This is a genomic window from Corynebacterium sp. MSK071 (genome assembly GCF_030232125.1).
Lineage (GTDB): Bacteria > Actinomycetota > Actinomycetes > Mycobacteriales > Mycobacteriaceae > Corynebacterium > Corynebacterium kefirresidentii.
The window spans coordinates 70,643-86,675 of record NZ_JASPJA010000002.1 but is presented as its reverse complement, the minus strand read 5'-3'; the positions used below and the strand labels follow the sequence as shown (position 1 = coordinate 86,675).

General features: G+C 61.6%; 15 protein-coding genes. 6 read left to right on the top strand and 9 right to left on the bottom strand.

Features of this window, described 5'->3' with window-relative positions:
* Position 1: 1 nt before the first annotated feature.
* Positions 2–1,195 (top strand): D-alanyl-D-alanine carboxypeptidase family protein, encoded by a 1,194-nt coding sequence (locus tag QP990_RS01800; RefSeq protein ID WP_034655769.1) that lies wholly within the window; start codon positions 2–4, stop codon positions 1,193–1,195.
* Here the strand turns inward: QP990_RS01800 and QP990_RS01795 are convergent.
* The 7 genes from QP990_RS01795 to QP990_RS01765 form a co-directional block, all read right to left on the bottom strand.
* Complete coding sequence (locus tag QP990_RS01795) at positions 1,158–2,084, bottom strand: RDD family protein (protein WP_023020665.1); 927 nt, start codon at positions 2,082–2,084, stop codon at positions 1,158–1,160. The two genes, QP990_RS01800 and QP990_RS01795, sit on opposite strands and share 38 nt — an antisense overlap.
* Positions 2,085–2,139: 55 nt before the next feature.
* Complete coding sequence (locus tag QP990_RS01790; RefSeq protein ID WP_023020664.1) at positions 2,140–3,219, bottom strand: YhjD/YihY/BrkB family envelope integrity protein; 1,080 nt, start codon at positions 3,217–3,219, stop codon at positions 2,140–2,142.
* A 103-nt stretch (positions 3,220–3,322) separates the two neighbouring features.
* The gene (gene trpS, locus QP990_RS01785) at positions 3,323–4,348 is read right to left on the bottom strand and encodes a tryptophan--tRNA ligase (RefSeq protein WP_023020663.1); all 1,026 of its coding nucleotides are present in this window, start codon (positions 4,346–4,348) and stop codon (positions 3,323–3,325) included.
* Between the two features lie 120 nt (positions 4,349–4,468).
* On the bottom strand, positions 4,469–4,660 hold the full coding sequence (locus QP990_RS01780) for a hypothetical protein (RefSeq protein ID WP_023020662.1): 192 nt from the start codon (positions 4,658–4,660) through the stop codon (positions 4,469–4,471).
* Between the two features lie 51 nt (positions 4,661–4,711).
* Positions 4,712–5,683, bottom strand: a complete 972-nt coding sequence (locus tag QP990_RS01775) for a trimeric intracellular cation channel family protein (protein WP_023020661.1) — start codon at positions 5,681–5,683, stop codon at positions 4,712–4,714.
* Complete coding sequence (locus tag QP990_RS01770) at positions 5,683–6,600, bottom strand: exodeoxyribonuclease III (protein WP_023020660.1); 918 nt, start codon at positions 6,598–6,600, stop codon at positions 5,683–5,685. Before QP990_RS01770 ends, QP990_RS01775 begins: the two co-directional genes overlap by 1 nt.
* Before the next feature lie 21 nt (positions 6,601–6,621).
* The gene (locus tag QP990_RS01765) at positions 6,622–7,875 is read right to left on the bottom strand and encodes an MFS transporter (protein ID WP_023027815.1); all 1,254 of its coding nucleotides are present in this window, start codon (positions 7,873–7,875) and stop codon (positions 6,622–6,624) included.
* A gap of 215 nt (positions 7,876–8,090) precedes the next feature.
* Here QP990_RS01765 and QP990_RS01760 point away from each other — a divergent pair, with 215 nt between their 5' ends.
* On the top strand, positions 8,091–10,304 hold the full coding sequence (locus QP990_RS01760; protein ID WP_023020658.1) for an NADP-dependent isocitrate dehydrogenase: 2,214 nt from the start codon (positions 8,091–8,093) through the stop codon (positions 10,302–10,304).
* Positions 10,305–10,376: 72 nt separating this feature from the next.
* Here QP990_RS01760 and pdxT read toward each other — a convergent pair whose 3' ends face one another.
* Both pdxT and pdxS read right to left on the bottom strand, forming a co-directional pair.
* Positions 10,377–10,970, bottom strand: coding sequence for a pyridoxal 5'-phosphate synthase glutaminase subunit PdxT (gene pdxT / locus QP990_RS01755; protein WP_023020657.1), 594 nt, complete (start codon positions 10,968–10,970; stop codon positions 10,377–10,379).
* Entirely contained in the window at positions 10,964–11,866 is a 903-nt protein-coding gene (gene pdxS / locus QP990_RS01750) for a pyridoxal 5'-phosphate synthase lyase subunit PdxS (RefSeq protein WP_023020656.1), read from the bottom strand. The genes pdxT and pdxS overlap by 7 nt, the downstream gene beginning before the upstream one ends.
* Positions 11,867–11,947: 81 nt before the next feature.
* Here pdxS and QP990_RS01745 point away from each other — a divergent pair, with 81 nt between their 5' ends.
* From QP990_RS01745 to QP990_RS01730, 4 genes are all read left to right on the top strand, one after another.
* The gene (locus QP990_RS01745; protein ID WP_284798138.1) at positions 11,948–13,252 is read left to right on the top strand and encodes a PLP-dependent aminotransferase family protein; all 1,305 of its coding nucleotides are present in this window, start codon (positions 11,948–11,950) and stop codon (positions 13,250–13,252) included.
* 37 nt (positions 13,253–13,289) lie between these two features.
* Positions 13,290–13,451 (top strand): hypothetical protein, encoded by a 162-nt coding sequence (locus QP990_RS01740; RefSeq protein ID WP_023020654.1) that lies wholly within the window; start codon positions 13,290–13,292, stop codon positions 13,449–13,451.
* A 123-nt stretch (positions 13,452–13,574) separates the two neighbouring features.
* Positions 13,575–14,891: an O-acetylhomoserine/O-acetylserine sulfhydrylase gene (locus tag QP990_RS01735; protein WP_023020653.1), complete on the top strand. Its 1,317-nt coding sequence runs from the start codon at positions 13,575–13,577 to the stop codon at positions 14,889–14,891.
* Positions 14,888–16,006 (top strand): homoserine O-acetyltransferase, encoded by a 1,119-nt coding sequence (locus QP990_RS01730; protein WP_284798135.1) that lies wholly within the window; start codon positions 14,888–14,890, stop codon positions 16,004–16,006. Before QP990_RS01735 ends, QP990_RS01730 begins: the two co-directional genes overlap by 4 nt.
* Positions 16,007–16,033 lie beyond the last annotated feature (27 nt).

Sequence of the window (16,033 nt, the reverse complement as noted above, 5' to 3'; positions counted from 1 at the left end):
CATGAAAAGAATTCTCGCTAGTTCTCTCACCGCCGTCTTGCTGAGCGGCCCACCGCTCGCGCTGGCGGAAGCGCCGACTACTCCTACCACCACGCGAACCACTGCCCCGGATACCGATAGGTGCCCCCACGCCGAGCGGCCGGAAAAGGCCACTACCACCTCGGAGCGGCTCGCCCCCGGGCAAGCCTCTCCCACCCCGCTGCCGCCGGTGGATAGCGATGAGGCCTGTGGCACTACCCTGCCTGCGGGGTTCCATGTGGACAAGGATGTAGTGGCCGCAGCATGGATGGTCTCCGATATCGATACCGGCGAGATTATCGCGATGAAGGACCCTAACGGCCGCTACCGGCCGGCCTCTATCATTAAGGCGCTGCTGGCGCTCGTGGTCATCGACGAACTGGATCTGCACAAGAAGGTCGAGGTAGGCGAAGAATCTGCACAGATTGACGGCTCTGCGGTGGGCATCGGTCCCGGTGGCAAATACACGGTGGAGCAGCTCCTTGAAGGATTGCTTATGGCCTCCGGCAACGATGCCGCGCACGCGCTGGCTCAGGAATTGGGTGGCGACGAGGTCACTTTGCGCAAGGTCAATGACAAGGCGGCCGAGATTGGCACGAATTCCACCTTTGCGGCCAGCTACTCTGGGCTCGACGCCCCCGGCATGTCTACCTCGGCCAAGGATATTTCCCTCATTTACCGCGCGGCCTTCCATAACCCGACCTTTGCGCGCATTGTCGATACGGAGTCCGTAGATTTTCCCGGCTGGGGAGATTTTGACGGCTACCAATTAGGCAACGATAACGGGCTCTTCCTCAACGATCCGGACGGCATTGGTGGCAAGACGGGTTTTACCGATGATGCGCACCATACCTTCGTCGGTGCGCTCGACCGCCACGGCCGGCGCTTGCAGGCGGTCTTACTCGATACCACCGTGGAGCACGGCCCGCGTGCCTGGGAACAGGCCCAAAAGCTTTTGTACGAGGCCTATAAGGTTTCCCCTGGGGATGGCGTAGGCCAGCTGCTTTCCGACGCCGACTCCCCTGCCTCCCCCGCACCCACACCTGCGCCCGATACCCAGGAACAATCTGCAAACTCCTCTTTAGCTGGGGTGCAGGGGTGGCTTGGCTGGGTCATCGCTGGCGCTGTAGCTTTGCTGGCTATTTGCGTGGGTGCTTTTTCACTACTTCGGCGTTAGCCCACTCATCGTGGGAGCCGCGGCGGTTATTTTTCTCCGTAATGGTGAAGGTGTGCACGCCGGCACCCACCCAGCTGGCGAAGGTGCCGGGGCCCGGCACAATATTGACTAGGCGCCACCACTGACGCTTTGCGGACTGGGTGAGGCTAAGCCGCTCTTTGGTATCGACATCGCGCACTGTGTAGCCCATCAGCAGCTTGGCCGGGCTGGCGCCGAGCCAACACTCAGTGCCCAAAACGTAGAGCAGCAAGATGATGACACCACCGATAAACGTCGAGAGTTCATCCACACCACCAGAAAGCAGCGCGCCGCCGAAGCTACCACTGATAAGTGAGAAAAAGAATAGATCCAAAATGGCCATTCCGATACGCGCATCTTGACCGGCGCGCTGACTAATTTCAGGCGCTGGGTGCTGTATCTGCGGTGCGGGCATGGACGCATTCGCCGCCGCCGGAGGGAAAGGATTGTGCTGCGGGGCAAAGGGGTTGCGTGAATACGGCGACCCATAAGGGCTAGCAGTCTGCGCAAATCGTGGTTCTTGGTGCGCTTGGTGCCCCGGTCCTGCCGGCTGACCGGGCTGGAAGGACTGAGCGTGCTGTTGCTGCGGCCGCGGGCTCCACTGGCCTATCGCGCCCAGCTGTCCCAAGTCACCCCACGTGGGGCGCAGACCCGTCTCACACGCCTTATCGTATTCCGCGCGCTTCGCAGCAGACCCCAAGACGCTGGCGGCGATGCGGAGCTGCGCACGCCGCGGGTCCTCGATGTCTTGACCTTGCTGCTCTAGCGACAAATCCTTGGACTCCAGTAAAACTAAGAGTTCCCGCTCGCCATCGCGGCGGTCTAGTCCCCATTCTTCATAAAGATTCGGTGCGATGTCATTGGCGTTCATAATGTTCTATCTTAAAGCCGAATAGCAGCGGCGTCCTCACCCCTTAGGAGGAGATTTACTTGCGGCGCAGCAAGCTAAACGCACCCACGGCCGCAGCACCCAAAGCAGCACCAATGCCAAAGGTCGCGCCTGCCGGTGCGCCCTCCTTGACCTCATTGCGCACGCGAATAACGGCTGGCTCTGGGACGGGCGGGTGCGCAAACTTCAGGGACTCGGCGGTGGTGGCGGTCCACGCAGAGATATACAGCACCACGCGCCAAATCAGGTACATGACCACCATGAGCACGATGACCGGACCGAAGACCGCGCCGGCCGGGCTGCCGGTAGCAGAAGACATGATGACCGTAGACAGCTGCTTGAGCAGCTCGAAAGCCACCGCACCGATGGCCGCACCGATGAGGCCAGATTTTTTCGGCACCTTGGTGCGCGGCAGGATCATAATCATCCACCACATGACGATGAAGTTAGCCAAGAGGCCCACTGCCAAGCCGACAAAGAAAATCACAAAATCCATGCCCGGGAAGGACTCGATGCCGACCTTCTCAAAAATCTTCTGGGTAAGACCAGAGGAACCGGCGGCAGTCACGCCAAAGGCGATGAGGAACGCCAGGATCAGGCCGATGAGGCCTACCAAGTCAGAAAGCTTCTTCTTCAGGAAGGAACCGCCTTCGTTGGCGTCGATGCCCCACATAGCCGAGATGCCGATGCGCAGGTTATTCATCCAGCCCAGTCCGGACCACAGGGTGGTCAAACCACCGATACCAAACATGGCCCCGCGCTGCTCAATGGCCGTATCGAGAATCTCGTTGACCGTATCGCCCATATCTCCATCTAGCGAGCTGGTGATCTGGGACTGCAAATCATTGAGCAAGTCCTCGCGGTTAGCCAAGACGGCGGCAACGGTAGCCACGATCAGCATCGCGAGCGGGAAGATGGATAGCACCGAGTAATAGGTGATGCCGGCGGCAAACTGATTGCCACCTTCTGCACCATAGCGCTCGTTCATGCGCATCAGATGATCAACGAATCCGGACTTGGCGCGGATCTTATCTACCGCACCAGGATCGTCGGCATTGGCGCGTTCGATGCCGTAGTGGTCCGTCTTCTTCGAGGAGGATTGCGTGGTGGTAGGCACGTGCTTCCCTTCTTGCTCGCACAGTATTTATCCCACCTAGAGTAACTGGCAAATGCCCTGTTGTCCCTTTGTAGGGTGGAGCACGGGGGAAGCAGCCCCCTTGCTACTTGCGCAGGCGGGGAAGGAAGCCGACCTTTTCATAGACGTCGTCGACAAGCGGCTGGGCAATTTCTTGCGCCGTTTCTGCGCCCTTGGCCAGGATGCGCTCGAGCTCGCCGCGATCCGCCATCAGTTCGTCGTAGCGTGCCTTGAGCGGAGTGGTAAATTCCTGCAGCGCATCTGCGGTATCGACCTTGAGGTGGCCATAGCCCTGGTCGGCGTACTTCTCCACCAGGGAATCGATGGATTCACCGGTCAGCGCGGACTGGATGACCAATAGGTTAGACACACCCGGCTGATTTTCGCGGTCAAAGGCTACCGAACCCAAGTCATCCGTCACGGCGGACTTAATGCGCTTGGCTGAGGTTTTCGGCGCGTCCAAGAGATTGACCAAGCCCTTGGGGTTGGCACCGGACTTAGACATCTTGGAGGTCGGCTCCTGCAGGTCATAAATCTTGGCCGCGCCCTCTGGGATAAACGGCTCCGGTACCTTGAAGGTATCGCCGTACTTATTGTTGAAGCGCTCGGCCAGGTTGCGGGTCAACTCTAGGTGCTGGCGCTGGTCTTCGCCCACGGGCACATAATCCGGCGAGTACAGCAAAATATCTGCGGCCATGAGGATCGGGTAGGTAAATAGGCCTACCGAGGTGCGGTCCGCTCCCTGCTTGGCGGATTTGTCCTTGAACTGGGTCATGCGGGAGGCCTCACCAAAACCGGTCAGGCACTGAAAGACCCAGGTCAACTCCGTGTGCGCAGGCACGTGCGACTGGACAAAGAGCGTGGACTTGTCCGGGTCAATGCCTAGGGCAATAAGCTGGGCGGCACCCGCGATGGTGCGGTTGCGCAGCTCCTCGGGATTTTGTTCTACGGTTATCGCGTGCAGGTCAGGGATGAAGTAGAAGGCATCATAGCCGTCCTGCAGGTCAATCCACTGCTTGAGCGCTCCCAGGTAATTACCCAGGTGATAGGAATCAGCGGTGGGTTGGATACCGGACAGGACGCGGGAAACGGTGGAATTGTCTGCAGTCATGGTGCTTTATCCTACCCCCTAGCTCCGGCGCGCGGTCCACATCCTTCCCCCAGCAGTGCCCCTCCCGGATCGAAAAATTCCCCCCCGCCCGGAGGGCAGAGGGAATGCGACGCAAAGATTTTAAATCTTGCGGGAGGTGGGGCTGACCACGTCCATCAGGATGGCCCAACCGGAAACCATCAGCGCGCCACCTACGCCCATGAGCACGATGGGGCCGAGGAAAGCGAAGGACGGACCAACAATGGTCCACCACCAAATGCTCAGGCCGAGGATTACAGCGCCGAGGACGAAAGAAATAATTGCGCGAGCCATGAACTTTCTCCGTTGCAGATTACTGATTTTTTTGACCTGCCTATGGTAGCACTACTGCTTGTGTTTAGGCGCCTTGCGCTTGCCGACGTCCCCCTTATTGAAGCTCCACTGCTGCTCCACGTTTACTCCCCTCGCCCCTGGCGAGTGCCGGCCACTCGGCCGGGTAATCGATTGTTGCTTCGGGCGGCGCGCGATGCGGTTGCTGGAAACATCGTCGTAGTCCGCCCCCTCTGCCGCAGTAGAAAAAGCTCGTGTCTTGTTCTTAAACGGGCGGCTTAAAGGCCTAGTCAACGGACGCGTGATGGGGCTGGCGTAACGCGTGGCCGCGCCTGCCTTGCGCTTGGCTTTGCGGGCGCCATCGCGCACGATGCGCGCGGACAACCGCAGGCGCGGGTCCATCTGCTGTTCGGCATCGCGATATTCAAAGACGGGCAGGCCTTTCTTGAAGTAAATCGCAGCCAAGCGGGCAATGAAACACACAGAGGCGGTGATGATCGCGGCCGGTTCCTCGGCCAGACCGCCGTGGTAGAGCGTCATAAAGAGCACCGCGGCCAGCACCGAGATAGCGGCGTAGAACTCGCCGGAAAAGACCAGCGGAATGCGATCTGACAGCAGGTCACGCAGCACGCCACCAAAGACGCCGGAAATCACCGCAGACACCGAGGCAATAATGAACCCGTGGCCCAGGTGGACTGCGATTTGGGTGCCCAGCACCGAAAAGACCGCGAGCCCTAGGGCATCCAAGATGAGGAAGAGATGGCGGAAGTAGTGCATAAGGAAGGACATGCCCACCGTCACCACTGCTGCCACGATGACAATCACCAGATAAATGGGGTGTTCTACCCAAGTAAATGGAGGATCATCGAGGATCATATCGCGCACCGTGCCGCCGCCTAGCGCAGTCATGGAGGCGATCATGGTGACACCAAATAGGTCGAGTTTTTGGCGTCCAGCGGATAATGCGGCAGTCATGGACTCGGCCGTAATGCCGACTACATAAAGGACGCTAAATAGTGGCGTCATCAGCTGTACTCCACCACTAGTGGGGAATGGTCGGACCAGCGCTGCTCCACGGTGGGGGCCTTTTCCACCCAGGTGCGCTGCGCGCGCTCCAGCATCGGGCGGGTAGCCGCCTGGTAATCGATGCGCCACCCGGCGTTGTTATTAAAGGCCTGGCCGCGGTAGGTCCACCAGGTATAGGGTCCGTCTTCGTCCGGATGGAGGCGACGGGCTACGTCGAACCACTGTGGCTCTGTGGTTGGGGCCCACGGCTCGCCGCCGGCGTAGTCGACGACGCCCTGCCATTGCCCCAGGTTCTTCTTTTCCTGCGGCTCATCATCCGGGAACGCCCCAAAGACATGGTCCATGAAGGCGCGCTCTTCGGGCAGGTGGCCGGCCTTCTTTTCATTGGCCTTATTATTCTTTAGGTCCTGGGCGCGGTGGCAGATATTCCAATCGCCGCCGATCACCATTTCGGCCGGGCTGCCATCGGGATTGGTGCGCGCCGCGTTATCCGCCAGAATGTCTTGGAACTCGTCCAAGAAGCGGTACTTTTCATCCAACTTCGGCGAATCCGTATCACCGGAAGGCAGGTACAGAGAAGCGACGCGGATATCGCGGGTGGTGGCCGCAACCCAGCGGCCGGCGTCGCTAAAGGAGCCGAAGCCCACTTCGACGTCGGCAAGCGGGGTGCGAGACAAAATGCCCACGCCGGCGCGGCCTTTTGCGGCGGCGTCGGCAAGAGCCAAATGCCAGCCCGCCTCCAGGGCCGGGGCCAAGGCCTTTTCGGCCTGCTGCGGGGTAGCGCGCACCTCTTGCATGAGCACGATATCGGCTGAAGTCTCTTCTAACCAGGCATTCATGCCGGGGTTATTTTCATTGCGCTGCTTGCACGCAGCGCGGATTCCGTTGACGTTAACGCTCGCGATGGTAAGGGTCATGCCAACAGCATATCGGTCCGCTTATGAATGGCGAGCAAGACGCTTTTTATCCCACATCGTCGCAGCCCACACCAGGCAACCCGCAGCCGCCAGGCCAGCACCCGCCAGTGCCGGAGCGGAGTAGCCCAAGCCAGCACCCACGACGGCACCGCCAATGGTCGCGCCCGCTGCATTCGCAATGTTCAGCGCGGACTGATTGAGCGCGGCGGCCAAAGTCTGGGCGTCGCCAGCCACATGCACCAAGCGCAGCTGCAGCGAAGGCACCAGAGTCGAGCCCATAAATGCCACGCAGCCAAAGCAAATCGTGGCCGGGATGGCGTGTCCAGAGAGGAAGTAAAAAGCGGTAAGGATAACGATAAGGCAGGCCAAGGCAAAGATGATGCCAAACTCCAGGTTGCGGTCCGCCAGCCAGCCGCCGAAGGCATTGCCGATGGTCATGCCGATGCCATAGGCCATGAGCACCACCCAGATGAGGCTCTGATCCATGCCGGCGACCTCGGTCATGGTCCAGGAAATATAGGTATAGACGGAGAACATACCGCCGAAGCCCACCACGCCCATGATGACGGTGAACCACACCTGGCTGTTTTTAAACGCCCCGAACTCCGTGCGGATATCGGTCTGCTTCATCTCCGTCATGTGCGGCATCAGGAAAAACAACGCAATGGCGGTGATAATGCCCAGCGCCACAACCACAAGGTAGGCCGCCTGCCAGCCTAACGCGGAGCCAAGCGCCTGCGCGGCCGGCACCCCAATGACCGTGGCGATGGCCAGACCCATGCCTACGTAGGCCATGGCCTTGCCGCGGCCGCCTGGAGGCGCCATGGATGCGGCCGAAAGGTTCGCCACGGAGAAATAAGCACCGTGCGGCATACCCGCAATGAAGCGCGCCACCATGAGGATGGCGTAATTCGGTGCCACCACCGATAGCAGGTTTCCCACCACGAGGAATCCAATGAGCAGCAGGATCAAGCGACGGCGTGGGAGCTTGCCGGTAAAGGCCGCAATCAGCGGGGCACCGACCACCACGCCCATCGCGTAAATGGTGATGAGAGTCGAGGCGTTTTCTTCCGAAATGCCAAAATCATCCGCGATAAGCGGCAGCAGGCCCATCGACACGAACTCCGTAGTGCCAATGGCAAAGGCACCAAGCGCCATCGCCACCATGACAATAGCGCGGCGACCAGCGGTAATCTCCGTTTGTAAAGGCAACGGACGACGCCGAATGCGGGGTTCATGGGCGCTGCGCGGGCTTAGCTCGTCGATGATTTTCATGGAGAGTGAGGGTACACCCCGCGTTTATCTGCAGCATGCCCGCAGCGGGAGGCCGTGAATATCTCCACCCCGCCAGCCAGTGGGTGATGCTAGCCACGCAACCCTTTTCAAGGGGAACAAATGGGGGATCACTATCAGCAAACTGGCCCACATGCCGCCCACAAAATCGGTATTCTGGGCACTTGAGCAATTTTCCAACGTTAATTAGGAGAATCATGGCAAAGATTACGTGGACCCGTACCGATGAGGCGCCGCTGCTGGCGACCTACTCCCTCAAGCCCATCGTGGAGGCCTTCGCTTCTACTGCGGGCATTGACGTAGAAACCCGAGATATTTCGCTGGCCGCCCGCATCGCCGCGCAGTTCCCAGAGCGCCTGACCGAAGAGCAGAAGGTCGAAGACGCCTTGGCAGAGCTGGGCAAGATGGCCAAGACTCCGGAAGCAAATATCATCAAGCTGCCGAATATTTCCGCTTCCCTGGTGCAGCTGAAGAAGGCCATCGCGGAGCTGCAGGCTGCCGGCTACGACCTGCCTGATTACCCGGATAACCCTTCCACCGAGGAAGAAAAGGACATCGCTACCCGCTACGATTCCGTCAAGGGCTCCGCTGTTAACCCGGTGCTGCGTGAGGGCAACTCCGACCGCCGCGCACCGGAGGCCGTGAAGAACTTTGTCAAGAAGCACCCGCACCGCATGGGTGAGTGGTCCAAGGACTCCAAGACCAACGTTGCCACCATGGCGGACAACGACTTCCGCCACAATGAAAAGTCCGTCATCCTGGAAAACGAGGACACCTTGTCCATCGTCCTTAAGACCGCCGACGGCGAGCAGACCCTGCTGCCGGAGTTGCCGGTTCTCAAGGGCGAGGTCATCGACGGCACCTTCATGTCCGCCAAGGCTCTGGATGAGTTCCTCATCGCACAGGTCAAGCGCGCCAAGGAAGAGGGCGTGCTCTTTTCCACCCATCTGAAGGCCACCATGATGAAGGTCTCTGACCCCATCCTCTTCGGCCACGTCGTCCGCGCTTTCTTTGCTGATGTATATGACAAGTATGGCGAGGAGCTGCTGGCTGCCGGCCTCAACGGCGAGAACGGCTTGGGCGCTATCTACGAGGGCCTGAAGAACCTGGACAATGGCGAAGAAATCAAGGCCGCTTTCGATGCCGCGCTTTCCGACGGCCCCGACCTTGCCATGGTCAACTCCCACAAGGGCATCACCAACCTGCACGTGCCTTCCGACGTCATTATTGACGCCTCCATGCCCGCCATGATCCGTACCTCCGGCCACATGTGGAATAAGAACGACGAGGAGCAGGACACCCTCGCCGTCATTCCGGATTCCTCCTACGCTGGCGTGTACCAGGCTGTTATCGAGGACTGCAAGGAAAATGGTGCCTTCGACCCGACCACCATGGGTACCGTGCCGAACGTTGGCCTGATGGCGCAGAAGGCCGAGGAGTACGGCTCCCACAATAAGACCTTCAAGATCCCGGCCGCGGGCACTGTTGAGGTTCGCAACTCCCAGGGCGAGGTCCTCATCTCCCACGACGTGGAGGAAGGCGATATCTGGCGCGCCTGCCAGACCAAGGATGCCCCGATCCAGGACTGGGTCAAGCTCGCCGTCAACCGCGCTCGCCTGTCCGGCATGAAGACCATCTTCTGGCTCGACCCAGAGCGCGGCCACGACCGCAACATCAAGTCCCTAGTGGAGAAGTACCTTAAGGACCACGACACCGAGGGCCTAGACATCTCCATCGAGGACCCGGTAACCGCTACCAAGACCTCCATCGAGCGCATCCGCCGCGGCGAGGACACCATCTCCGTTACCGGCAACGTGCTGCGTGACTACAACACGGACCTCTTCCCCATCCTCGAGCTGGGCACCTCCGCCAAGATGCTATCTGTGGTTCCACTCATGGCAGGTGGCGGCCTCTTCGAGACCGGTGCCGGCGGCTCCGCCCCGAAGCACGTCCAGCAGGTAGAAGAAGAAAACCACCTGCGCTGGGATTCCCTCGGCGAGTTCCTGGCCCTGGCCGAGTCCTTCCGCCACGAAAAGCAGACCAACGGCAACGAGAAAGCCGGCGTCCTAGCCGCTACCTTGGACAAGGCCACCGAGCGCCTACTCAATGAGGGCAAGTCCCCGTCCCGCAAGGTAGGCGAAATCGACAACCGCGGTTCCCACTTCTTCCTGGCCACCTTCTGGGCCGAAGAGCTGGCTAACCAGACCGATGATGCCGATCTCGCCGCAGCCTTCAAGGACGTGGCTTCCCAGCTGTCCTCCCAGGCAGACGAGATCGCCCAGGCGCTTGTAGACGCCCAGGGCAGCCCCGCCGACCTCGGCGGCTACTACTGGCCAAATGACGAGAAGACCTCTGCCGTCATGCGCCCAGTTGCTAGGTTCAACGAGATCATTGACGGACTGAAGAAGTAATTCTTCCCAGGCAAAAGCCGCCCCGCAGCGTTCATCAATTCGCTGCGGGGCGGCTTTGGTATGCGCGCAGATTTAGAAGCTATCGAGCCAGGCGGCGTGCACGCGAGCGTCGCCATTTTCTTCTGGGTGAAAGCTCAGCGCCGTCACGCGGCCTTGGCGCACACCGACCACCGCGTCGCCGTCCTCGCCCGGCGCCGTCGCGATGACCTCGACGCCCTCGCCTACGCGGGTGACCAGCGGTGCGCGGATAAAGCTCGCCTCAATCGGCAGCGACTGGTCTTTAGCAACGACCACGTCCACTGTCCGCTCGGCGGAAAAACGCTGGTTGCCAAAGGCATTGCGCCGCACCGTCACATCCAGCAGGCCCAAGGTCTGCTGGCCCGGCGCGGGGTTATCGAGCTCGCGGGCACAGTAGATGAGCCCAGCGCAGGTCGCGAGCACGGGCAGGCCTGCAGCTGCGGCGTCGCGCAGCGGCTCGGCCAGATCGAAGCTGCGCGCCAGCTTGTCGATGACACTCGACTCGCCGCCCGGAATCACCAGCCCGTCGAGCCCGTCCAGGTCCCGCGGCACCCGCACCCGGCGAGTAGCAACACCGAGCTCATCAAGAATGCGCAGGTGCTCCTCGACGCCGCCCTGCAGCGCCAGCACCCCAACGGTGGCTACCATCCGCGCTCAGCCAGGCGGTGCGGCGCGGGCACGTCGTTGACATTGATGCCCACCATGGCCTCGCCCAGGCCGCGGGAGAGCTTGGCTAGTTCGGCGGGCTGGTCGTAGAGGGTCGCCGCCTTGACGATGGCCTCCGCACGCTTGGCGGGCTCGCCGGACTTGAAGATGCCCGAGCCGACAAAGACACCTTCGGCGCCCATCTGGCGGACAAGGGCGGCGTCGGCAGGCGTGGCCACGCCACCGGCAACAAAAAGCACAACCGGGAGCTTGCCGGTCTCCGCAACCTCTGCGACCAGGTCGTACGGCGCCTGCAGCTCCTTGGCCGCGACGTAGAGCTCATCGCGATCCAGGTGGCGCAGGCGGGCAATCTCGGCCTTAATCGTGCGCAGGTGCTTCACGGCCTCCGAGACATCGCCCGTGCCGGCCTCGCCCTTGGAACGAATCATGGCCGCACCCTCGGTGATGCGGCGCAGCGCCTCACCCAGGTTGGTCGCGCCACACACGAATGGCACGTCGAAGTCCCACTTATTGATGTGGTTGACATAATCGGCCGGGCTGAGCACCTCGGACTCATCGATGAAGTCCACACCCAGCTCGCCGAGGATCTGAGCCTCCACAAAGTGGCCGATGCGGGCCTTGGCCATGACCGGGATGTCCACCGCCTCGACGATGCCCTCAATTAGTTCTGGGTCCGACATGCGGGCCACCCCGCCCTGCGCACGGATATCGGCCGGCACGCGCTCGAGCGCCATGACTGCCGACGCACCCGCATCCTCCGCGATGCGCGCCTGCTCCGGCGTGACGACGTCCATGATGACGCCGCCTTTCAACATATCGGCTAGTCCTCGCTTCACGCGCGTAGTGGCGCGTCCTTGTTCATTTACCTGTTCAGTCATAGGTCACATAGTGGCCCACACAATTGGTACAAGACAAGAGCCATTTTCAGCGTGTTGGATTAGACCACTTATGATGAAGGAGTGCCTCTCCGCCTCGTTCCCTCTGATACGCGGCCGCTGCCCGTGCAAATCGCCGCGGCCCTGCGCACCCAGGTTGCCGCCGGCGTCCTCCGGCCCGGCGAGCGCGTTCCCTCGACCCGCAACTTGGCTTCGCAGCTCGGCGTTTCCCGAGGCAGCGTAGTCACCGCCTACGAGCAACTCACGGCCGAGGGATACCTTACGGCCGAGGTTGGCTCCGGCACCGTCATCAACCCGCTGCTCCCCCACGCCCGCGCCCCGCGCCCGGAGCCGGCCCCCATACCGGCCGCCGAGCCCGAGCTGGTGTCACTGACGCCCGGACTGCCCGACACCGCGGGAATCCTCACCCCTGAATGGAGGGCCGCGTGGCGCGCTGCGGCCGTCGACCCCTCCGGCGACCTTCCCCGCGAGGTCGCCGCGCACCTGCGCCACATGCGCGGGCTTAACGTCGACCCAACCCGCATCCTCATCACAGCCGGTGCCCGCGATGGCCTTTCGGTACTCCTGCGCGCCCTCGGCCGCCAGCTACGTGTGGGCGTGGAATCACCCGGCTACCCTAGCCTGCGCCGAGTCCCCCAGGCCCTCGGCCACACGCTGCTGGAAATCCCCACCGGCCGCGACGGCGTCACTGTTCCCACCGCCGACCTCGACGCCCTCATCGTCACCCCCAGCCATCAATATCCCTACGGCGGCTCCCTGCCTGCAGCCCGGCGCGCAGAGCTCGTCGAATGGGCCCGCGCACATGACGCCCTCCTCATCGAGGACGACTTCGACTCCGAGCTGCGCTACGTCGGCCAGCCACTTCCCGCCCTGGCCGCGCTCGCCCCAGAACACACCGTGCTACTCGGGACTTTTTCCTCCGTCATTTCCCCCTCGATTGCATGCGGTTACCTCGTCCTCCCGCCACGCTTGCGCCCGGCCGTGGACCGTGTGCGCGATATCTTCGGCCAACCCGTCGGCTCCATCCCCCAGGCCGCGCTCGCCCACTACCTTGCCAGCGGCGCTTTACGACGCCACACCGGCCGCATGCGCCGCACCTATAAACGCCGCCGCAACCTAGTGGCCGAAGCGCTTGGCTCCATTGATGGCACCCAGCTCCTTCCCATCCACGGTGGACTCCACGCGGTCCTACTGTGCGACCCGGCCGTTGTCCCCCGCGCCGCCGCCCGCGGCATCAAACTCACCCCGCTGCGCGATTATTGGGGCGGGGCCGAAGCTGAAGACGGCGTCGTACTCGGCTTCGGCCACCTCAGCGATACCGAGCTACGCGAAAGCCTTTCTGCAGTCGCGGCGGCTTTACAGGGGTGATACCGTAAAGCCCACGTTTATAAACGAAAGGTAATAGATGTCTTTAGGTCCGATTGAGCTCCTTCTCATCCTCGTTTTCGTCCTTATCCTCGCTGGAATTATCGCCCTCGTGGTCAAGCTCGTGCGCAATAGCAATGACACCCGCGCGAATACTAGCCGCATTGCTAATCAGCTCGAGGAACACGACCGCCGCAGCTAAGAAAGACACCCCACCAGACCAAGCTCCACACCGACCGCTTGGTCTATTTTTATTCTCACGGCTGCCAGCGCGTTTCCACAAAATCGTTCGCTATATATACCGCTTGGTCTAGTCTTGCCAAGCATGACGACGAAATACGATAACTCCAATTCCAACTGGTCCTTCGCTACCCGCTCTGTACACGCAGGCCAAAACCTCGACGGGCACCACAACGCCCGCAATGTGCCGATTTACCAGACCACCTCCTACGTTTTTAACGATGCCGAGCACGCGGCCAACCGCTTTAATCTTTCCGACGCCGGCCCCATCTACACCCGCCTGACCAACCCCACCCAGGACGCGCTGGAAGAACGCCTCGCTTCCCTCGAGGGCGGCGTCGCGGCCGTTGCCTTCGCTTCCGGCCAGGCCGCCGAAACCGCGGCCATTTTGAACCTCGCCTCGGCCGGCGACCACATCGTGACTTCCCCGCGTCTCTACGGCGGCACCTCCACCCTCTTTACCGTCACGCTCAAGCGCCTAGGCATCGACGTCACCCTCGTCGAGGACCCGGACGACCCGGCCTCCTGGCAAGACGCCGTTCAGCCAAATACCAAGGCATTCTATGGCGAGACCTTCGGCAACCCCGTGGCTGATGTCCTTGATATTCCCGCCATCGCCGAGGTTGCCCACAATAACCAGGTCCCGCTCATCGTGGATAACACCATCGCCACCGCCGCCCTCGCCCGGCCGCTGGACCTCGGCGCGGACATCGTCGTGGTCTCCACCACCAAGTTCTATACCGGCAATGGCTCGGCCGTCGGCGGCGCGATTATCGACGGCGGCTCCTTCGACTGGACCGTCACCCGCAACGGCGAGCCCGTATTCCCCTACTTCGTCACCCCGGATGAGGCCTACCACGGACTCAAATACGCCGACCTCGGCGCTTCGGCCTTCGCGCTCAAGGCCCGCGCCGGCCTGCTGCGCGATACCGGCGCCGCCATCTCCCCCTTCAACGCCTGGCTGACGCTGAATGGAATTGAGACGGTGGGGCTGCGCGTCGAAAAGCACAATGCCAACGCCCAAGCCGTCGCCGAGTACCTGGAAGGCCACGCCAAGGTCACCAAGGTCAACTACGCCGGCCTCGACTCCTCGCCGTATAAGGCCACCAAGGAAAAGCTCGGCTATGCCTATACCGGCTCCGTGCTCTCCTTCGACATCGACGGCGGCCGCGAAGAAGCCTGGGCGTTTATCGACGCCCTCAAGCTCCACTCCAACCTCGCCAATATCGGCGATACCCGCTCCCTGGCCGTGCATCCGGCAACCACCACGCACTCGCAATCCGATGAACCTGCGCTGGCAGCGGCCGGCATTACTCAATCCACTATCCGCCTGTCCGTGGGCATCGAGTACATCGATGACATCATCGCGGACCTCGAGCTGGGCTTTAACGCGCTGGTATGAAGCTAGTTAGCATCGGCGATTTCCACACCGAAGCCGGCGCCACGCTTGCCGACGCCCACATTGCCTACCACCGCTTCGGCCACCTTCTCGGCGATCCGCATGGGGCCAATAACGTCATCCTGGTCGAACACGCGCTAACCGGGGACTCGAATGTGGCCGAGTGGTGGGCCGACCTAGTAGGCCCCGGCAAGGCGCTGGATACGACGAAGTGGTGCATTATCGCTACCAATGCACTGGGCGGCTGCGCAGGCTCTACCGGCCCGGCTTCTCCGCACCCAGACGATGGCCGTGCTTGGGGTTCGCGTTTTCCCGCGCTTTCCGTGCGCGACCTCGTTGCGGCCGAGCGTGCCGCTTTGCATGAACTTGGCATCACCCACGTGCATGCCGTCATCGGCGGCTCAATGGGTGGCGCGCGCACGCTGGAGTGGACACTGATGCACCCCGATTTCCTCGACGCAGCCTGCGTCATTGCCGTTTCGGCCCGCGCCTCTGCTTGGCAGATTGGCATCCAGTCGGCGCAAATCGCGGCCATCGAGCAAGATTCGTTCTGGCACGGCGGCGATTATTACGCTTCCGCCCAGCGCCCGCGCGAGGGGCTGGCGGCCGCGCGCCGCATTGCGCACCTGACCTACCGCGGCGAACAAGAAATTGACGAGCGCTTCGGCGTTCATGCACAGACCGGCGAGAACCCGCTCGGGCCTTACCGTCGCCGCGATAATCGCTTTGCCGTTAACTCCTACCTGGATTACCAAGGAATCAAGCTGGCCGACCGCTTCGATGCCGGCTCCTATGTCACTCTCACCGAGGCGCTCAACCGCCACGATATCGGCCGTGACCGCGGTGGGCTCAACCGCGCGCTGGGATCATCCAAGGTACCTACAATGGTCGTAGGAGTAGACACGGACATCTTGTACCCGTATCACCAGCAAGAACATATCTCGCGCAATCTGGGAAATCTATTGGCTATGGCCAAGGTGGTCTCCCCGGTAGGCCACGACGCCTTCCTTACCGAGTCACGCCAAATGGATCGCAAACTGCGCAACTTCCTTAGACTTTCCCAGCCGGACCCACGCATTGATGCAGCGGCAGGCGATCCCACCGAGTACTCGATTTAAAAAACTCGCGGCAGCAAGGATCGCCAA

Bases quoted from the DNA above. Each gene is read 5' to 3' on its own strand.
- QP990_RS01800 (WP_034655769.1), top strand. From the start codon at position 2: ATGAAAAGAATTCTCGCTAGTTCTCTCACCGCCGTCTTGCTGAGCGGC.
- QP990_RS01795 (WP_023020665.1), bottom strand. From the start codon at position 2,084: ATGAACGCCAATGACATCGCACCGAATCTTTATGAAGAATGGGGACTA.
- trpS (WP_023020663.1), bottom strand. From the start codon at position 4,348: ATGACTGCAGACAATTCCACCGTTTCCCGCGTCCTGTCCGGTATCCAA.
- QP990_RS01780 (WP_023020662.1), bottom strand. From the start codon at position 4,660: ATGGCTCGCGCAATTATTTCTTTCGTCCTCGGCGCTGTAATCCTCGGC.
- QP990_RS01775 (WP_023020661.1), bottom strand. From the start codon at position 5,683: ATGACGCCACTATTTAGCGTCCTTTATGTAGTCGGCATTACGGCCGAG.
- QP990_RS01770 (WP_023020660.1), bottom strand. From the start codon at position 6,600: ATGACCCTTACCATCGCGAGCGTTAACGTCAACGGAATCCGCGCTGCG.
- QP990_RS01765 (WP_023027815.1), bottom strand. From the start codon at position 7,875: ATGAAAATCATCGACGAGCTAAGCCCGCGCAGCGCCCATGAACCCCGC.
- QP990_RS01760 (WP_023020658.1), top strand. From the start codon at position 8,091: ATGGCAAAGATTACGTGGACCCGTACCGATGAGGCGCCGCTGCTGGCG.
- pdxT (WP_023020657.1), bottom strand. From the start codon at position 10,970: ATGGTAGCCACCGTTGGGGTGCTGGCGCTGCAGGGCGGCGTCGAGGAG.
- pdxS (WP_023020656.1), bottom strand. From the start codon at position 11,866: ATGACTGAACAGGTAAATGAACAAGGACGCGCCACTACGCGCGTGAAG.
- QP990_RS01740 (WP_023020654.1), top strand. From the start codon at position 13,290: ATGTCTTTAGGTCCGATTGAGCTCCTTCTCATCCTCGTTTTCGTCCTT.
- QP990_RS01735 (WP_023020653.1), top strand. From the start codon at position 13,575: ATGACGACGAAATACGATAACTCCAATTCCAACTGGTCCTTCGCTACC.
- QP990_RS01730 (WP_284798135.1), top strand. From the start codon at position 14,888: ATGAAGCTAGTTAGCATCGGCGATTTCCACACCGAAGCCGGCGCCACG.